15 protein-coding genes and 2 pseudogenes are annotated in these 18,618 nt (G+C 62.2%); 12 read left to right on the top strand and 5 right to left on the bottom strand.

Annotated elements, in window-relative coordinates; translation table 11 throughout:
- Window positions 1-146: 146 nt before the first annotated feature.
- Complete coding sequence (locus PSH84_RS10190; protein WP_305482808.1) at window positions 147-1,502, bottom strand: type III effector protein RopAA; 1,356 nt, start codon at window positions 1,500-1,502, stop codon at window positions 147-149.
- Window positions 1,503-1,677: 175 nt separating this feature from the next.
- Here PSH84_RS10190 and PSH84_RS10185 point away from each other — a divergent pair, with 175 nt between their 5' ends.
- The 4 genes from PSH84_RS10185 to PSH84_RS10170 all read left to right on the top strand — a co-directional run bounded on the left by PSH84_RS10185 (window position 1,678) and on the right by PSH84_RS10170 (window position 4,891).
- The gene (locus PSH84_RS10185; RefSeq protein ID WP_122565478.1) at window positions 1,678-2,040 is read left to right on the top strand and encodes an ArsC family reductase; all 363 of its coding nucleotides are present in this window, start codon (window positions 1,678-1,680) and stop codon (window positions 2,038-2,040) included.
- 32 nt (window positions 2,041-2,072) lie between these two features.
- Window positions 2,073-3,107: a 2,3,4,5-tetrahydropyridine-2,6-dicarboxylate N-succinyltransferase gene (gene dapD, locus PSH84_RS10180; RefSeq protein ID WP_305469914.1), complete on the top strand. Its 1,035-nt coding sequence runs from the start codon at window positions 2,073-2,075 to the stop codon at window positions 3,105-3,107.
- 177 nt (window positions 3,108-3,284) lie between these two features.
- Complete coding sequence (locus tag PSH84_RS10175) at window positions 3,285-4,490, top strand: aminotransferase class V-fold PLP-dependent enzyme (protein WP_305482806.1); 1,206 nt, start codon at window positions 3,285-3,287, stop codon at window positions 4,488-4,490.
- On the top strand, window positions 4,487-4,891 hold the full coding sequence (locus PSH84_RS10170) for a SufE family protein (protein ID WP_305482804.1): 405 nt from the start codon (window positions 4,487-4,489) through the stop codon (window positions 4,889-4,891). The genes PSH84_RS10175 and PSH84_RS10170 overlap by 4 nt, the downstream gene beginning before the upstream one ends.
- 116 nt (window positions 4,892-5,007) lie before the next feature.
- On the opposite strand, the gene tcdA is transcribed toward PSH84_RS10170, so the two are convergent.
- Window positions 5,008-5,820 (bottom strand): tRNA cyclic N6-threonylcarbamoyladenosine(37) synthase TcdA, encoded by an 813-nt coding sequence (tcdA, locus tag PSH84_RS10165; protein WP_305482803.1) that lies wholly within the window; start codon window positions 5,818-5,820, stop codon window positions 5,008-5,010.
- Between the two features lie 400 nt (window positions 5,821-6,220).
- On the opposite strand from tcdA, the pseudogene dapE reads away from it, so the two are divergent.
- The 3 genes and pseudogenes from dapE (at window position 6,221) to PSH84_RS10150 (ending at window position 8,647) form a co-directional block, all read left to right on the top strand.
- Window positions 6,221-7,373: pseudogene (gene dapE, locus PSH84_RS10160) on the top strand (succinyl-diaminopimelate desuccinylase).
- A pseudogene (locus PSH84_RS10155) lies at window positions 7,373-8,184 on the top strand (putative RNA methyltransferase). The pseudogenes dapE and PSH84_RS10155 overlap by 1 nt, the downstream one beginning before the upstream one ends.
- An 85-nt stretch (window positions 8,185-8,269) precedes the next feature.
- A complete protein-coding gene (locus tag PSH84_RS10150; RefSeq protein ID WP_053182357.1) occupies window positions 8,270-8,647 on the top strand; it encodes a hypothetical protein in 378 nt (125 codons plus the stop codon).
- A 161-nt stretch (window positions 8,648-8,808) separates the two neighbouring features.
- Here the strand turns inward: PSH84_RS10150 and PSH84_RS10145 are convergent, their stop codons facing one another.
- Entirely contained in the window at window positions 8,809-9,018 is a 210-nt protein-coding gene (locus PSH84_RS10145) for a cold shock domain-containing protein (protein WP_003198198.1), read from the bottom strand.
- Window positions 9,019-9,243: 225 nt separating this feature from the next.
- Here PSH84_RS10145 and plsB point away from each other — a divergent pair, with 225 nt between their 5' ends.
- The 4 genes from plsB (at window position 9,244) to PSH84_RS10125 (ending at window position 13,514) form a co-directional block, all read left to right on the top strand.
- Entirely contained in the window at window positions 9,244-11,742 is a 2,499-nt protein-coding gene (gene plsB / locus PSH84_RS10140; protein ID WP_305469906.1) for a glycerol-3-phosphate 1-O-acyltransferase PlsB, read from the top strand.
- A gap of 187 nt (window positions 11,743-11,929) precedes the next feature.
- Window positions 11,930-12,235, top strand: coding sequence for a hypothetical protein (locus PSH84_RS10135; protein WP_305482801.1), 306 nt, complete (start codon window positions 11,930-11,932; stop codon window positions 12,233-12,235).
- A 161-nt stretch (window positions 12,236-12,396) separates the two neighbouring features.
- Window positions 12,397-12,792 (top strand): YbaY family lipoprotein, encoded by a 396-nt coding sequence (locus tag PSH84_RS10130; RefSeq protein ID WP_122568725.1) that lies wholly within the window; start codon window positions 12,397-12,399, stop codon window positions 12,790-12,792.
- Between the two features lie 32 nt (window positions 12,793-12,824).
- Window positions 12,825-13,514, top strand: coding sequence for a DUF4197 domain-containing protein (locus PSH84_RS10125; protein ID WP_122568726.1), 690 nt, complete (start codon window positions 12,825-12,827; stop codon window positions 13,512-13,514).
- A 166-nt stretch (window positions 13,515-13,680) separates the two neighbouring features.
- Here PSH84_RS10125 and PSH84_RS10120 read toward each other — a convergent pair whose 3' ends face one another.
- Together PSH84_RS10120 and PSH84_RS10115 are read right to left on the bottom strand one after the other, a co-directional pair.
- Window positions 13,681-16,746, bottom strand: a complete 3,066-nt coding sequence (locus PSH84_RS10120) for an efflux RND transporter permease subunit (protein ID WP_305482800.1) — start codon at window positions 16,744-16,746, stop codon at window positions 13,681-13,683.
- 6 nt (window positions 16,747-16,752) lie between these two features.
- Window positions 16,753-17,853, bottom strand: a complete 1,101-nt coding sequence (locus tag PSH84_RS10115) for an efflux RND transporter periplasmic adaptor subunit (RefSeq protein ID WP_305482798.1) — start codon at window positions 17,851-17,853, stop codon at window positions 16,753-16,755.
- A 94-nt stretch (window positions 17,854-17,947) separates the two neighbouring features.
- Between PSH84_RS10115 and PSH84_RS10110 the strand changes: the two genes are divergently transcribed.
- Window positions 17,948-18,583 (top strand): TetR/AcrR family transcriptional regulator, encoded by a 636-nt coding sequence (locus PSH84_RS10110; RefSeq protein WP_305482796.1) that lies wholly within the window; start codon window positions 17,948-17,950, stop codon window positions 18,581-18,583.
- The last annotated feature ends 35 nt before the right edge of the window (window positions 18,584-18,618 follow it).

The following is an 18,618-nucleotide window of genomic DNA, read 5'->3' as shown; positions in this document are numbered from 1 at the left end:
ACAGCTGGCCGGTGAAGTACCATATTAACTGCCAAGGTGAACCACCGCCTTTGCACATTGGTCGCACCTCAGCAGCGTCAATGCGCAGTCGCCCCTTGGCCCCTCCCAACCTCCACGCGGCAGGAGCGACCGGCGACTATCCGAAGCTAAACAGCTCGCTCAGCAGCATTGAGGGTCGAACGACCCGAGACAACATCGACGCCGTCTCCCTCATTGTCGCTATCTTCCCCGATCTGTTCGGCCGTCGACACTTCGACCAAGGGCAACATTCCCTGCAGCTCATCCGGATGAGCGGGACCGGCGGATAGCCTGTCCAACGCGGCGGAGGCCTTGTCCGCCAACGGCTGGGTCATCACTCCCGTTGTCACCCAGGCGGCGAGCACCGGGGCCATCGTGGCCGTAACCGTCGCCTTGCCAGCCGCCGCAACACCCGCAGGCGAAATCCCGGCGCTCCTGGCTGCGTTGACAGCGGCGGTCTGGGCCATGCCGATCGCAGTAATACCGCCGGCCAACGCTCCGAGACTACTGACCAAGCCTGTCGGCGTAACCAAGGCTTGCAGCGATTTGCTGCCATCGCGCATCACGTCCAGCGGCAGGCTGCCGACCCGCTTCGCAATGCCCAACGCAGCACTCCCTACGCCATAATTCTTGAGGTCCTTGTAACGCTGATGCCAGTCTTGACGCCCCAACAGGTATTCCGGGCCAATCCGGTGTTTCGATTTATCGATGGAATGTTGCAGGTCATAGGCGGCCATGCCTGAAAGCGGAGAACCGACGGCAGCTATCACCGAATCCACCTTGCTGCCCGTTTGCGCATCGACGGTCTTCGTCACGACGGGTTGGATGACCGTGCGCAACACGTTTCGCGCGGAGAAGGTCTGGAAAGTCAGGCTGCCTTCGATAGCCTGGGTCGTCAGGCTCGGCTTCACCGCCTGGGCGGCTTCCTGCATGACCGGCTCCAGATCGGCATTTTCGGCCGCCAGCCACTGGGTGTCGCTGGTGGCGCGCTTGATCAGGCCATTGCCAACCGTGTCGGCGGCGCTGCTGACTAGGCCGGCAATCGCCGACAGCGCCAACGGCGCGGTAATCGAGCCATTGCCGGTCACCGCCGGGGCGAAGTCCAGCGCAATGGACGCCGCGCCGAAGGGAACCGAACGAACGAATCCAACAGTGTCATGGGACGCGCGATCCAGCCGCGAGCCTTTGGTCAGCACGGCGTCGACGCTTTCCGCGGTTTCCCCGTCATTGGCCAAGGTACGCGAACGATCGTCGATCAGTGCTTCGAAGGCCTGGCGATTGGCACCGTTTATATGCGGCTCGAATACCCGGGTGAGCTGGGCCTTGATTGCACCAGTCCGATTTGCCAGGTCCTGTTCAGCCGTGACAGGGCCGATCGGGACGGATGCAGCGGTCCCGGTGGTCGATGTTGTTGAATGGGCCGGAAGTGTTTCTTCAGCTTGATGCGTCAGTGGATGGGGCGGTGTCAGAGAGATGGAATCCATGGGCGGGTCTCCTGTGCGTAAAATCTTGGGTTTACTTGCGCTGTGTGGTCACTTCTTTCCTGTCGGTTCCGCCTCGTCCGATCCGTCGCGACAGTCAAGGCACTGAAAGGAACGACGTGGCATAATCGTCCGCTGATTTTCAGGACGATACCGGGAACGTTTTGGGGGAGCATTCATGCCCAAGGAAAACAAGCACTTACAGCTTTTCGGCATCAAAGCCTGTGACACGATGAAAAAGGCGCGCACCTGGCTCGATGATCACGCGGTGCGCTATGACTTTCACGATTACAAAACTGCCGGCATCGACCGTGAGCACCTGACCCAATGGTGCAACGAGCATGGCTGGCAGGTGGTGTTGAACCGTGCCGGTACGACCTTTCGCAAACTCGACGACGAACGCAAAGCCGATCTCGACCAGACGAAAGCCATCGAACTGATGCTCGCCCAACCCTCGATGATCAAGCGCCCGGTGCTTGACCTCGGTGACCGAACCCTGATTGGCTTCAAGCCAGATATTTATGCGGCAGAGATCAAGTAAGCCTGCCCAGTCCATTTTGTAGAGGTAATTTCATGTCCACTACCCTGTTCAGCCTGGCCTTCGGCGTCGGCACCCAAAACCGTGAAGGCGCCTGGCTGGAGGTGTTCTACGCACAGCCGCTGCTCAAGCCGTCGGCTGAGATCGTTGCCGCTATCGCGCCGATCCTTGGCTACAGCGAAGGCAACCAGGCCATCACCTTCACCACCGCCCAGGCCTCGCAACTGGCCGAAGCCCTCAAGGGCGTCGATGCCGCGCAAGCCGCTCTACTGACCCGCCTGGCTGAAAGTCACAAGCCGCTGGTCGCCACCCTGCTGGCCGAAGACGCCCAACTGAGCTCCACCCCTGAGGCCTACCTCAAGCTGCACCTGCTGTCCCATCGCCTGGTCAAGCCCCACGGCCTGAACCTGGCCGGCATTTTCCCACTGCTGCCGAACGTGGCCTGGACCAGCCAGGGCGCGATCGACCTGAGCGAACTGGCCGAGCACCAGCTCGAAGCCCGCCTGCGTGGCGAGTTGCTGGAAGTGTTCTCCGTGGACAAGTTCCCGAAAATGACCGACTACGTGGTTCCGGCCGGTGTGCGTATCGCCGATGCCGCGCGGGTCCGCCTGGGCGCCTACGTGGGCGAAGGCACCACCGTGATGCACGAAGGTTTCGTCAACTTCAACGCCGGCACCGAAGGCCCGGGCATGATCGAAGGCCGAGTCTCGGCGGGCGTATTCGTCGGCAAGGGTTCGGACCTGGGCGGCGGTTGCTCGACCATGGGCACCCTGTCGGGCGGCGGCAACATCGTGATCAAGGTTGGCGAAGGCTGCCTGATCGGCGCCAACGCCGGCATCGGTATCCCGCTGGGCGACCGCAACACCGTGGAGTCGGGCCTGTATGTGACCGCCGGCACCAAAGTGAAGCTGCTGGACGAAAACAACCAACTGGTCAAAGTGGTCAAGGCCCGCGACCTGGCCGGCCAGCCTGACCTGTTGTTCCGCCGCAACTCCGAGACCGGCGCGGTGGAATGCAAGACGCACAAGTCGGCCATCGAGCTGAACGAAGCGCTGCACGCTCACAACTAAGCTTCACACCACCACCTGTGGGAGCGGGCTTTTTTGTGGGAGCCGAGCTTGCTCGCGATGGCAGCGACACGGTTTTACTGCAAGACCGCGTCATCGTTCATCGCGAGCAAGCTCGGCTCCCACAAAAAAAAGCCCGCCCTCACGGGGGCCGGCGTCATTCCAGCAGGGCCCGAAAGCATGTTGATCCAATCCCCCTGGCGTGCCGATTTCCCGGCCATCGCCGCCCTGCAACGGCAAGGCCAGACCTATCTGGACAGCGCCGCCACCACGCAAAAGCCCCAAGCCCTGCTGGACGCCCTGACGCACTACTACGCCAACGGCGCGGCCAACGTGCACCGTGCGCAACATTTGCCGGGCGCCCATGCCACCCAGGCGTTCGAGGACAGCCGTCTCAAGGTCTCGCAATGGCTCAATGCCGGAAACTGCGGGCAAATCGTCTTCACCCACGGCGCCACTTCGGCGCTGAACCTGCTGGCCTATGGGCTGGAACATCTATTCAACCCGGGCGATGAGATCGTCATCAGCGCCCTGGAACACCACGCCAACCTGCTGCCGTGGCAGCAACTGGCCGAGCGCCGTTCGTTGACCCTGGTGGTGTTGCCACTGGATGCCGACGGCGTGATCGATGCAGGCGCCGCCGCCGAGCTGATCGGCCCGCGTACGCGCTTGCTGGCAGTGAGCCAGTTATCCAATGTGCTGGGGGCCTGGCAGCCCGTGCCGGCGCTGCTGGCCCTGGCCAAGGCCCAAAGCGCGCTAACGGTAATCGACGGTGCCCAAGGCGTGGTCCACGGCCGCCACGACGTGGAGGCGCTGGGCTGCGACTTTTACGTGTTTTCCAGCCACAAACTCTACGGCCCCGACGGGCTGGGTGTGCTGTTTGGCCGTACCGAAGCCCTCGGCCACCTGCGCCATTGGCAGTTCGGCGGCGAAATGGTGCAACAGGCCGATTACCACAGCGCCACCTTCCGGCCAGCGCCGTTGGGCTTCGAAGCCGGCACGCCGCCGATTGCCAGCGTGATCGGGTTGGGCGCAACTCTGGATTACCTGTCCGACCTCGACCCGCAGGCGGTCATCGACCATGAGGCGGCGTTGCATGACTACCTGTTCCATGGCCTGTTGGCCCGCAACGGCGTGCGCCTGGTGGGCAACCCGCGCCTGGCCCTGGTCAGCTTCGTGGTCGAAGGCATCCACAACGCCGACCTGGCGCACCTGCTGACCGAGCAAGGCATCGCCGTGCGCGCCGGGCATCACTGCGCGATGCCGTTGTTCAAGCACTTGAAGCTGTCCGGGGCGATTCGGGTGTCGCTGGCGCTGTACAACGACTCTGCCGACCTCGAACGGTTCTTCGAGGCCTTGGACCAGGCCTTGGAGATGCTCCGATGAACCTGCCTGCCGATGCCGTCGCCGCGCTGCAGATTTTCCAGGACGCCTCCGGCTGGGAACAACGCGCCCGATTGCTGATGCAATGGGGCGAACGCCTGCCGCCCCTGAGCGACGAGGACAAGTGCGAAGCCAACCTCGTCCACGGCTGTGAAAGCCAGGTGTGGTTGGTGGGTCGCTTGCATGACGGGCACTGGAAGTTTTCCGCCAGCAGCGATGCGCGGTTGATCCGTGGGTTGGTGGCGTTGCTGCTGGCGCGGGTCAACGGATTGTCCGCTGACGAGTTGCAGCAGGTGGATTTGCCGGATTGGTTCAATCAGTTGGGATTGTCGCGGCAGCTGTCACCGTCGCGTAGCAATGGCTTGAATGCGGTGTTGCAGCGGATGTTTGAGTTGACTGAATAATCGCCATCGCGAGCAAGCTCGCTCCCACAGAGGATTTGTGTCGTACACAAAATTTGTGTTCCATGAGATCCAATGTGGGAGCGAGCTTGCTCGCGATGAGGCCATCTGCCCCACCCTCAAACCTGAGGCTTGGCCCTATCCGCCGGCCGCCGCACACCCGCCACGATCTTATCCACAGCCTTGGTCGCCGCGACCATGCCGAACGTCGCCGTGACCATCATCACCGCGCCGAACCCACCGGCGCAGTCGAGCTTGACGCCGTCGCCGACAAAACTCTTCTGCAGGCAAATGCTGCCGTCCGGCTTCGGATAGCGCAGCTGTTCGCTGGAGAACACGCAAGGCACGCTGTAGTGACGGGTCACGGTGCGGGAGAAGCCGTAGTCCCGGCGCAGAGTGGAGCGCACCTTAGAGGCCAGCGGATCGTTGAACGTACGGTTGAGGTCGCAGACCTGGATCAGCGTCGGGTCGATCTGCCCGCCCGCACCGCCGGTGGTGATGATCTGGATCTTGCGGCGCTTGCACCAGGCGATCAGCGCAGCCTTGGCGTTGACGCTGTCGATGCAGTCGATCACGCAGTCGATGTTCGGCGTGATGTACTCGGCCATGGTGTCGCGGGTGACGAAGTCGGCCACCGCGTGCACGGTGCAGTCGGGGTTGATCCCCCGCAGCCGCTCGGCCATCACCTCGACCTTGGGCTTGCCGACGGTGCTGTCCAGGGCGTGCAACTGACGGTTGGCGTTGCTGACGCAGACATCATCCAGGTCGAACAGCGAAATCTCGCCCACGCCGCAACGGGCAATGGCTTCCGCCGCCCAGGAACCGACACCGCCGACGCCGACAATCGCCACATGGGCCGCCCGCAGGCGCTCCAGGCCTTCGATGCCATACAAACGGGCGATGCCGGCAAACCGTGGATCTTCTGTACTCATGACCATTACCCCAAAAACCGGCGCGCATTATAGGGCTTTGCCGCGGCAATTCGAGCCGATCGCGAAATGAATCCGACCAATTTCCCCTTGTGGGAGCGAGCTTGCTCGCGATGGCGTCAGCCCAGTCAATAGAGTATCGACTGATCCACCGCCATCGCGAGCAAGCGCGCTCCCACAGGATTTGTGTTCCAACTGACCAGCACCAGGGCCCATGGTGGTCGTTTTGCTATAAGATAACCGCCATTTTGTAAGCCTCGACCGAATACAATTCAACGGTCGCACTCAGGACCTGTGGGAGCGGGCTTGCTCGCGAAGGCGTCATCACTGACGCTAAAAGCTTCGCGAGCAAGCCCGCGCCCACATGGACTGTGATCTCCTTTCCAGCTTTCCGGAGTTTTCCATGACGGCCCACGCCGACCTCTCGCCGACCCTGCAACTCGCCTGCGACCTGATCCGCCGTCCGTCGGTGACGCCGGTGGATGCCGATTGCCAGAAATTGATGATGCAGCGCCTGGGCAACGCGGGCTTTACGCTCGAGCCGATGCGCATCGAGGATGTGGATAACTTCTGGGCCAGCCATGGCAAGCAGGACGGCCCGGTGCTGTGCTTCGCCGGGCACACCGACGTGGTGCCGACCGGCCCGGTGCAGGCCTGGCAGCTCGACCCGTTCGATGCGGTCATTGATGAGCAAGGCATGCTCTGTGGCCGTGGCGCAGCAGACATGAAAGGCAGCCTGGCGGCAATGGTGGTGGCGGCCGAACGGTTCGTCGCCGATTACCCGGACCACAAAGGTTCGCTGACCTTCCTGATCACCAGCGATGAAGAAGGCCCGGCCCACCACGGCACCAAAGCCGTGGTCGAACGCCTCAAGGCCCGCCAGGAGCGACTGGACTGGTGCATCGTCGGCGAACCGTCGAGCACCACCTTGGTGGGCGATGTGGTCAAGAACGGCCGTCGTGGTTCCCTCGGCGCCAAACTGACCGTGCGCGGCAAGCAAGGCCACGTGGCTTATCCACACCTGGCGAAGAACCCGATCCACCTTGCCGCGCCCGCCTTGGCTGAATTGGCCGCCGAGCATTGGGACCACGGCAACGACTTCTTCCCGCCGACCAGCTTCCAGATCTCCAACCTCAATTCCGGCACCGGCGCCACCAACGTGATCCCGGGGTGACTTGGAGGCGGTGTTCAATTTCCGCTTCTCCACCGAGTCCACTGTCGAAGGCCTGCAACAGCGCGTCGCCGACATCCTCGACAAGCATCAACTGGACTGGCACATCGACTGGGCCTTGTCCGGCCTGCCGTTCCTCACCGAGCCGGGTGCACTGCTCGATGCGGTGTCGTCGAGCATCCGGGACGTCACCGGGCGCGAGACCCAGGCGTCCACCAGCGGCGGCACCTCCGATGGTCGCTTCATCGCCACCATGGGCACGCAAGTCGTGGAACTGGGGCCGGTCAACGCGACCATCCACCAGGTCAACGAGCGCGTGCTGGCGGCCGATCTCGACGTGCTGACCGAGATCTACTACAAGACGCTGATCAAGTTGCTCGCCTGATGCTTGCCTGCCCGATCTGCAGTGAACCGCTGAACGCGGTGGACAACGGCGTGGTGTGTGCCCGGCCGGCCATCGCTTCGACCGCGCGCGCCAGGGTTACCTGAACCTGCTGCCGGTGCAGCACAAGAACAGCCGCGACCCCGGCGACAACCAGGCCATGGTCGAGGCCCGCCGCGATTTTCTCAACGCCGGGCACTACGCCCCGGTCGCCCGGCGCCTGGCGGAACTGGCCGCCGAACGCGCGCCTGGGCGCTGGCTGGACATCGGCTGTGGCGAGGGCTACTACACCGCGCAGATCGCTGAGGCGTTGCCCCATGCCGATGGCTACGCCTTGGACATTTCCCGCGAGGCGGTCAAGCGCGCCTGCAAACGCAACCCGCAGTTGACCTGGTTGATCGCCAGCATGGCGCGGGTGCCGTTGGCGGACGGTTGCTGCCAGTTCCTGGCCAGCGTGTTCAGCCCGCTGGACTGGCAGGAGGCCAAGCGCCTGCTCAGCCCCGGCGGCGGCCTGATGAAAGTCGGCCCCACCGCCGGCCACCTGATGGAGTTGCGCGAGCGCCTGTATGACGAAGTGCGCGAATACACCGACGACAAGCACCTGGCCCTGGTGCCGTCGGGCATGGTGCTGGATCACAGCGAAACCCTCGAATTCAAGCTGACCCTCGACAACGGCCAGGACCGCGCCAACCTGCTGGCCATGACGCCCCACGGCTGGCGCGCCAGCGCCGAACGCCGCGCCAGCGTGATCGAGCAGGCCGAGCCGTTCGAGGTCACGGTGTCGATGCGCTACGATTATTTCGTTCTTCAATAACCTTTTTTGATTCCGGGCCCCGGGCAACCGTTCGGGGCCAGTTAAATCCGCGAATGGATTTTTCAAGACCGCAGCGAGGACATCCATGCGCCAACCCGATATCGAGATTTACCTCAAAGACGCCGACGTCGACCACAAGGCCATCGCCGCCTGGCTCGGCCAAGCCCTGGGCCCGTGCAGCGACTGGGTACAGAAAGGCCAGACCTACAAGTGCAAGGCCGGCAGCATCCCGGTGACCTGGCTGCCAAAAGCCGTGGGCAAATGGAACAGCCTGTACCTGGAAAGCGACCAGACCCCGTGGGAAGACGACATCGCCTGCGCCCGCGCCGCCTTCGCCGCACTGAACGTCGAAGTGCGCTGCGCGCCTGGGTCGTGGGTGGAGGAAGAAGGGGAAGAATCGGCGGATCGCTGGATTCGCATCAGCGCCGATGGGGAAGAGGAGATTACCTGGAAGACAGCGTGACACCCGTCTCAGGTCCAGACTAGATCCAAATGTGGGGGCACTGTGGGAGCAAAGCTTGCTCGCGATGGCTGAAGTACATTCAACATTGATGCAAGCTGACCTATCACTATCGCGAGCAAGCTTTGCTCCCACAGGGATCTATCTGGGCTTCAGGCGTGGGGTTACAACCCCACCACATCCTCAGCCTGCAAGCCCTTCTGCCCTTCCACCACCGCGTACTCGACCTGCTGGCCTTCGGTCAGTGAACGGTGGCCTTCGCCACGGATGGCGCGGTAATGCACGAACACATCCGCCCCACCTTCACGCTGGATGAAGCCGTAGCCTTTGGCGTCGTTGAACCACTTCACACTGCCGGTTTCCCGTGCTGCCATGATGCTCACTCCCATTTTTATTTTTAAGTCGGCTTTTCGAGGGAAAGCCGTACGAACGTTAGCTGCCGTCCAGCCGTCCATAAGGGAGGCCGTGGCAGTCACTGGCCGAGTATATGACAGACACAAAAACTCTCAACTGACTTTACTTCGCCGCTTTTTTGCCGATTTTCGACGAATCCGGCACACTAGCGGCCGCTTGATCTTATCCACTCATGCAGAAGCCGTATGACCCGCTCCCCGTTCCGCCGTCTTGTGTTTGGCACCCTGCGCCGACTGTTGTACCTCTGGGTTCGCTCCGAGACCATCAACCAGTCGTCCTTTACCCTCAACCTCGACCGCAGTCGTCCGGTGTTCTACGTCCTGCAAGATCCTTCGCTCACCGACCTGGCGGTGCTCGATACCGAATGCACCAAGGCCGGCCTGCCCCGTCCGGTATTGCCGGTGTCCGTGGGCAACCTGCTGGAGCCGGCGGCGTTTTTCTACCTGACGCCGGCGCCGGACTGGATCGGGCGACAGGACAAGCGCGGCGCGCCGCCCACCCTGACGCGACTGGTCGACGCCCTGACCCACAATGCCGCCGAAGACGCCCAGATCATCCCGGTCAGCGTGTTCTGGGGGCAGTCGCCCGACAGCGAATCCAGCCCCTGGAAGCTGTTGTTCGCCGACAGCTGGGCCGTCACCGGGCGCTTGCGTCGCCTGTTGAGCATCATGATTCTGGGGCGCAAGACTCGCGTGCAATTCTCCGCACCAATCCACCTGCGCGAACTGATCGAACACGACAAGGGCCACGAACGCACCGTGCGCATGGCCCAGCGAATCCTGCGGGTGCACTTCCGCAATCTGAAAGCGGCGGTCATCGGCCCGGACATTTCCCACCGACGCAACCTGGTCAAGGGCTTGTTGAACCAGCCGCTGGTCAAGCAAGCGATTGCCGAGGAAGCCGAGCGGGAAAAGATCTCCCCGGAAAAAGCCAAGGCCCAGGCCCTGCGCTACGGCAACGAGATCGCCTCGGACTACACCTACACCGCGATCCGTTTCCTGGAAGTGGTGCTGAGCTGGTTCTGGAACAAAATCTACGACGGCATCAAGGTCAACCACATCGAAGGCGTGCAGAACGTCGCCCAGGGCCACGAAGTCATCTACGTGCCGTGCCACCGCAGCCACATCGACTACCTGCTGCTGTCGTACCTGCTGTTTCGCAACGGCCTGACGCCACCGCACATCGCCGCCGGCATCAACCTCAACATGCCGGTGATTGGCGGCCTGTTGCGCCGCGGTGGGGCGTTTTTCATGCGCCGCACCTTCAAGGGCAACCCGCTCTACACCGCCGTGTTCAATGAATACCTGCACACACTGTTCACCAAAGGCTTTCCGGTGGAGTACTTCGTCGAGGGCGGTCGCTCGCGCACCGGACGCATGCTGCAACCCAAGACCGGCATGCTCGCCATCACCTTGCGCAGTTTCCTGCGTTCCTCGCGCATGCCCATCGTCTTCGTGCCGGTGTACATCGGTTATGAGCGGGTGCTGGAAGGCCGCACCTACCTGGGCGAGCTGCGCGGGGCCAGCAAGAAGAAAGAATCGATCTTCGACATTTTCAAGGTCATCGGCGCCCTCAAGCAGCGCTTCGGCCAGGTGGCGGTGAACTTCGGCGAGCCGATCAAACTGGCGGAATTCCTCGACAGCGAACAGCCCGGTTGGCGCCAACAGGAATTGGGCCCGCAATTCAAACCGGCCTGGCTCAACGCGACCACCCATCGCCTCGGCGAGCGCGTGGCCCGGCACCTGAACGAAGCCGCGGCCATCAACCCGGTCAACCTCGTCGCCCTGGCGCTGCTGTCCACCAGCCGCCTGGCCCTGGACGACCGCGCCATGGCGCGGGTGCTGGACCTGTACCTGGCGTTGCTGCGCAAAGTCCCGTACTCGCCCCACACCACCCTGCCCGAAGGCGATGGCCAAGCGCTGATCGAACACGTGAAGGGCATGGACCTGCTGTCGGAACAGAGCGATGCCTTGGGCAAGATTCTGTACCTGGACGAGCAGAACGCGGTGCTGATGACCTACTACCGCAACAACGTACTGCACATCTTCGCCCTGCCGGCGTTGCTGGCGAGCTTCTTCCAGAGCAGCTCGCGCATGAGCCGCGAACAGATCCTGCGCTACACCCACGCGTTGTACCCGTACCTGCAATCGGAGTTGTTCATTCGCTGGTCGCTGGAAGAACTGGACGGCGTGGTCGACCAGTGGCTCGAAGCATTCGTCGAACAAGGCCTGCTGCGTTTCGAAAACGACCTGTACCTGCGGCCGGCGCCGAGTTCGCGGCACTTCGTGCTGCTGACCCTGCTGTCGAAGAGCATTGCCCAGACCTTGCAGCGCTTCTACATGACCGTCTCGCTGCTGCTCAACAGCGGTCAGAACACCATCAGCGCCGAAGAACTGGAAGACCTCTGCACCGTCATGGCCCAGCGCCTGTCGATCCTGCATGGCCTGAATGCGCCGGAATTCTTCGATAAGAGCCTGTTCCGCCACTTCATCCAGACGATGCTGGACCTGGATGTGCTGCGCCGCGACGAGGCCGGAAAACTCAGCTACCACGAGCTCCTGGGCGAACTGGCCGAAGGCGCGGCCAAGCGGGTGCTGCCGGCGGAAATTCGCCTGTCGATTCGCCAGGTGGCGTTGCATCGCAGTGAAGATGCGGCGGAGGTCGCCGTCAGCCCGGACATTTGACCTTGGCCGATCACTCACCGTGAACAGGGAACGGTTCCGGTGGGTGGATGGGTGAATCGCCAGGCGTACTCCGACGCTGCGCAGAGGCTAAGGCGACGTCAAACGAAGAAAAGACCTACAGAGAACTTTGGAGCAGGCCTCTAGGATGGGCCCACGTCAATGTCGACGTATTGAAAAGGAATTCAACATGAACATCATCACCCTCACCCTGCAACTGCCCGAAGGCTATGAACTTCCGGAAGCCGGCCGTGCCGAAATCAGTGTTCGAAATGCCGACGGTATGCAGATCAGCAGCAGCGGCGGCCAGGGCTCCAACATGGCGCCAAGGGGGCCACTCCAGCAGCCTTGGCAGTATCGCTTCCAGATCAGTGCCGAGACGGCGTCCGTAGGCGAGAAACTCTCGGTAAAGGCGCAAATGTACCGAGGCGATACCGCTCTTTTCCTTGATACCGAAACAGACTTTCACCTGGGATGGCGGCGATCAACACGTTGACATCCCCCTGAGCCTGGCGCCAGCATCGCTGGCTGAAACTGTTCAAGCCCCCGCGTTCGATTCCTGAGCCGCGACGTTACGCCGCGATGCTTGAACACAAACCCGCTAAATGCTCATTGACGCCCGCGTGTGGCTGGCGTCAATGAGCCAGGTACTTTCCCATGAAAAAACTCGCTCTGCTTGCATCCATGGCCTTACTGGCCGCTTGCCAATCGGCAACCCCACCCTCCGCGTCCCTCGACGGCGAAGTCTTCTACCTGCAACGCATCGCCCTGCCGCCCAACGCCACCTTGAGCGTGAGCCTGCAGGACGTTTCCATGGCCGACGCCCCTGCGGTAGTGCTCGATGAGCAGAGCGGCCCGGTCAAAGGCCAGGTCCCGCTGCCGTTCCACCTCAGTTATGATCCCGCCCAGGTCAAGCCCGGCCATCGTTATGCCGTGAGCGCCCGCATCGAAGTGGACGGCCAGTTGATGTTCATCACCACTGAACAGCACGCCGTGCAACTCGATGGCAAGGATCCGCAGCCGTTGAAGATCCGCGTCAACGCCGCACGCTGATTCTGTTTTCCACTTTTTTCAAGGACGCCATCATGCTCCGCTCTACCCTCCGTTTCACCGGCCTGTGCGCGGGCCTGTTGATCTGCGCCAATGCCATGGCCCTGTCCCTGGGCGACCTGTCGCAACAAGATGCCACCGGTGGCCTCAAGGACGCCTTGACCCAAGGTGCGCAGGTGGCGGTCAAGCAACTGGGTACACCCGGCGGCTTCAGCAACAACCCGGAGGTGAAGATCGAGCTGCCAGGCAAGCTGGGCAAAGTCGCCAGCAAGATGAAGGCCTTCGGCATGGGTGAGCAGGTCGATCAGCTGGAAACCAGCATGAACCAGGCTGCTGAAGCCGCCGTGGTCCAGGCCCAGCCGATTCTGGTCAATGCCGTGAAGAACATGAGCGTGAGCGATGCCAAGGGCATCCTCAGCGGCGGCAACGACTCGGCCACTCAATACCTGAACAAGAGCAGCCGCGAGCAGATCCGCGCCAAGTTTCTGCCCATCGTCAAGCAAGCCACCGACAAGGTCGGCCTGGCCCAGAAATACAATGCCTTCGCCGGCCAGGCCGCGACGTTCGGCGTGCTGGACGCCAAGAGCGCCAACATCGAAAACTACGTGACCGAGCAGGCGCTGGACGGGTTGTTCGAGATGATCGGCAAGCAGGAAGCCACCATTCGCCAGAACCCGGCGGCTGCGGCGACCAGTTTGGCGAAGAAGGTTTTCGGCACCCTCTGAGTTAAGGATCGTTCCCACGCTCCGCGTGGGAACGATCCTCATAAAAACTGTGGGAGCGAGCTTGCTCGCGATGGCTGTATCAGCTTCAACATCTTTGTTGACTGTTACACCGCTATCGCGAGCAAGCTCGCTCCCACATTGGATCGGTGATGGTCGCTGGATCGACTCAGGTTTTCTTGACCCTGAACCACGCCGCATACAACGCCGGCAGGAACAACAGCGTCAACGCCGTGGCCACGATCAAGCCGCCCATGATCGCCACAGCCATAGGGCCAAAGAACAAGCTGCGCGACAGCGGGATCATCGCCAGCACCGCGGCCAATGCGGTGAGCACAATCGGGCGGAAGCGCCGAACCGTGGCTTCGATGATCGCCTGCCAAGGCGCCAGCCCGGCCTTGATGTCCTGTTCGATCTGGTCCACCAGGATCACCGAGTTGCGCATGATCATCCCCGACAGCGCGATGGTACCGAGCATGGCGACAAAACCGAACGGCTGACGGAACACGAGCAGGAACAGCGTGACGCCGATCAACCCCAGGGGCGCGGTGAGGAACACCATGGCCGTGCGGGAGAAACTGCGCAGTTGCAGCATCAGCAACGTCAGCACCACCACGATGAACAACGGCACGCCGGCATTCACCGATTTCTGGCCGCGGGCCGAATCCTCCACCGTACCGCCCACTTCCAGCAGGTAACCGTCCGGCAGTTCGGCACGAATCGGCTCCAGGGTCGGGAAAATCTGCTGCACCAGGGTCGCCGGCTGTTCCTTGCCGTAGATATCGGCCCGTACGGTCACGCTCGGCAGACGGTTGCGGTGCCAGATCACGCCCTCTTCGAAGCCGTACTCCAAGGTCGCGATCTGCGACAGGGCCACGCTCTTGCCGTTGTCGGTCGGCACCGCCAGGCTCGGCAGCAACGACAGCTCGGTGCGCTCATGCACCGTACCGCGCAGCAGGATTTCGATCAGTTCGTTGTCCTCCCGGTACTGGCTGACGCTGGAGCCGGTGAGAGAGCTGCGCAGGAAACTCGCCAGGTGGGTGGTGCTGACGCCCAGGGCCCGGGCGCGGTCCTGGTCGACGTTCAGGTACACCACCTTGCTCGGCTCTTCCCAGTCCAGGTGAACATTGACCACGTAGGGGTTTTCGCGAACTTTCGTCGCCACTTTCCGCGCCAGGGCCCGGACTTCTTCGATGTGCTCACCCGTGACGCGGAACTGCACCGGGTAGCCGACCGGCGGGCCGTTTTCCAGGCGAGTGACCCTCGAGCGCAAGGTCGGGAATTGTTCGTTCAGGGTCGCGATCAACCAACTGCGCAAAGGCTCACGGTCTTCGATGGTCTTGGCCAGCACCACGAACTGGGCGAAGCTGGAGGCCGGCAGTTGTTGGTCCAGCGGCAGGTAGAAGCGCGGTGAACCGGTGCCGACGTAGGCCACATAGTTGTCGATGCCGGCATGGTCCTTGAGCAGCGCTTCCAGGCGCTTGACCTGCTCGGCGGTGTTGCTCAGGGATGCGCCTTCCTGCAGTTTCAGGTCGACCATCAGCTCCAGCCGCCCCGATGCCGGGAAGAACTGCTGCGGCACGAACCGGAACAACACCACAGAGCCGACGAACAACAGCACGGTCAGCAGGATGACGGTTTTGCGCCGACGCACGCACCACTCCACCATCCGCCGGACACGCTGGTAAAACGGCGTGCCGTAAGGGTCGGTCTGGCCGTCAGTCGTGCCATGTTTGGCCGCGTGAATTTTCGCCAGGTCCGGCAGGAGCTTTTCCCCCAGATACGGCACGAACACCACGGCGGCCACCCAGGAGGCGACCAGCGCCAGGGTCACGACCTGGAAAATCGAGCGGGTGTATTCGCCGGTGCCCGATTGCGCGGTGGCGATTGGCAGGAAGCCCGCCGCCGTAATCAACGTACCGGTGAGCATCGGGAATGCGGTGCTGGTCCAGGCGAAACTGGCGGCCTTGATCCGGTCATAGCCCTGCTCCATCTTGATCGCCATCATCTCCACCGCGATGATCGCGTCGTCCACCAGCAGCCCCAGGGCCAATACCAGCGCGCCGAGGGAAATCTTGTGCAGGCCGATCCCCAGGTAATACATGGCGGCGAACGTCATCGCCAGCACCAACGGGATCGCCAGGGCCACCACCATCCCGGTGCGTAGCCCCAGGGAGAAGAAGCTCACCAGCAATACGATCGTCAGCGCTTCCACCAGCACCTGGACAAACTCACCGACCCCGGTCTTCACCGCCGCCGGCTGGTCCGACACCTTGTGCAATTGCATGCCGGCCGGCAGGGTGTTCTGGATACGAGCAAAGTCGACCTCAAGGGCCTTGCCCAGAACCAGGATATCCCCGCCTTGCTTCATCGCCACGGCCAGACCGATGGCATCCTCGCCCATGAAGCGCATACGTGGCGCCGGCGGGTCGTTGAAACCACGGCGCACGTCCGCCAGGTCGCTGATACGGAACGTACGATCACCGACCCGGATCGGGAAACTGCGGATCTCTTCCACGGTCTGGAAATTCCCCGAAACCCGTAGCTGCAATCGCTCGCTGCCGGTTTCGAAGAAGCCTGCGGTGGAGACCGTGTTTTGCTCTTCAAGGGCCTGCTGGACAGCCGCCAAGGGCAGGCCAAGGGTCGCCAGCTTCACGTTTGACAGTTCGATCCAGATTTTCTCGTCCTGCAAACCGATCAGTTCGACCTTGCCCACGTCCTTGACCCGCTGCAGCTGGATCTGGATGCGATCGGCGTAGTCCTTGAGCACGGCGTAGTCGAACCCTTCGCCGGTCAGCGCGTAGATATTGCCGAAGGTGGTCCCGAATTCATCGTTGAAGAACGGGCCCTGTACATCCGGCGGCAAGGTGTGGCGGATATCGCCGATCTTCTTGCGCAGTTGGTACCACAGCTCGGGAATCTGTGCCGAATGCATGGAGTCGCGCGCCGCGAAAGTCACTTGGGATTCCCCCGGGCGGGAGAACGAAACGATCTTTTCGTAATCGCCGGTTTCCATCAGCTTCTTTTCGATACGCTCGGTGACTTGGCGCGACACTTCCTCGGCCGTCGCCCCCGGCCACACTGTTCGAATGACCATGGCCTTGAAGGTGAATGGCGGGTCTTCGCTCTGGCCAAGCTTGGTGTAGGAAAGCGCACCGACGATGGCCAGCAATAGCATCAGGAACAGTACGATCTGGCGGTTACGCAGCGCCCATTCGGAAAGATTGAAACCCATCGCGGATTACTCCTTGGCCGTCAGATTGACCACACGGTTGGAGCGATCCACCGGCCGTACCTGCTGGCCGTCGAGGAGGACATGCACGCCGGCCGCCACCACCCAGTCATCGGGGTTGAGGCCTTCGAGCACCGGCACGGTTTTTTCGCCGAAGGCGCCGACTCGCACCGGGACTTTTTTCACGGTGTTGTTGGCGTTGACCACCCAGACATAGGTGGCGCCATTTTCAGCCGTCAGGGCCGACAAGGGCACCGACAGCGGTACCGTGTCGGCAGTCTGGATAAACACCCGCGCGCTTTGGCCCAGCTCCGCCGGAACGCTGCCGGCCGTGAAGGCCACGCGAGCAGCAAAGGTACGGGACTTGGGGTCGGCAGCGGGCGACAGTTCGCGGATACGCCCGCTGAAACGCTGGTCGGGCTGGCTCCACAGTTCGACCGAGACCGGCTGGCCGATCTTGAACCGGCCAAAACCTTGCTCCGGCAGGCTGATCAGTACTTCACGCTCGCCGTCGGTGGCCAGGGTGAAGACGGTTTGCCCAGCCGAGACTACCTGCCCGACTTCCACCGAACGCCGGGCCACCACGCCATCCTGGGGCGCACGCAGCACCGAATAGCTGGCCTGGTTGTTGGCGACATCGAACTCGGCCTTGATCTGCTTGAGCCGTGCGGTGCCGGAGCGATAAAGGTTTTCGGCGTTGTCGTACTGGGAGCGGCTGACCATCTGCCGCTCCATCAAGGTTTTGTAGCGGTCACGTTCGGCACGAACCAGGTTCAGGTTGGCCTCGGCGGCGGCGACCTGGGCACGGGTCGCTTCCAGTTGCAGGCGCACATCTTCGGGATCGAGCTCGGCCAGCGGCTGATTGGCCTTGACCCGCTGGCCCTCTTCCACCAACCGTCGGCTCACTTTGCCGCCAATGCGAAAGGCCAGGTCGGGCTCGAAACGGGCCCGCACTTCGCCAGGATAACTGTCCATCGCCTGGGCCGAAGGCTCGGGCTTGACCACCATGGCGGGGCGCACGGCGACGGCCGCCGGCTCGTCATGACCGCACGCAGACAATAAAAAAGCCAGGGCGACTGGCATGGCGAGGGGCAGGGCATAGCGGAACATGGCGAGTGACCTTTCGCTAATGGTGCTTGGAATAATTATACTGGCGAGTATGTTATTAATAGCAAACTCACCAGTCCAGTATTAAAGCGAAGAAATGTCGAACAATCCTTCATCCACCAGCGGCCCTGGTCGCCCTAAGGACCTGGCCAAGCGCCAGGCCATTCTGGACGCGGCGAAACGTCTGTTCCTGAGCATGGGGTATGCCAATACCAGCATGGACGCCGTCGCCACCGAGGCGGGGGTTTCGAAGCTGACGGTCTACAGCCATTTCAACGACAAGGAGACGCTGTTTTCCGCTGCCGTGATGGCCAAATGTGAAGAACAGGTACCGTCGCTATTTTACGAATGGCCCGACGGCGCTCCGATCGAGCAGGTGCTGCTGAACATTGCCCGTGGGTTCAACCAACTGATCAACAGCGATGAATCGTTGAACCTGCATCGGCTGATCATGGCCTTGGGCAGCCAAGACCCGAAGCTGTCGACGATTTTCTACGAAGCTGGTCCGCTGCGGATGCTCTCAGGTATGGAGCGGCTGCTGACCAAGGTCAACCAGAACGGCGCCCTGAGCATCGACAAACCGCGCAATGCCGCCGAGCACTTTTTCTGCCTGATCAAGGGCGCGGCGAATTTCCGGTTGTTGACTGGCTGCGGCGCGGCCCCGGAACCCGAAGCCGCCGAGGCTCATGTGCAGGAAGTGGTGGGGTTGTTCATGCGGGCTTATCGGCCTTAGGCCAGCCACAGTTTTTTCTGACTGAGGTGGGCCTG

It is taken from the genome of Pseudomonas beijingensis (assembly GCF_030687295.1).
GTDB classification, from domain to species: domain Bacteria; phylum Pseudomonadota; class Gammaproteobacteria; order Pseudomonadales; family Pseudomonadaceae; genus Aquipseudomonas; species Aquipseudomonas beijingensis.
This window is presented reverse-complemented; position numbering and strand designations above follow the sequence as displayed.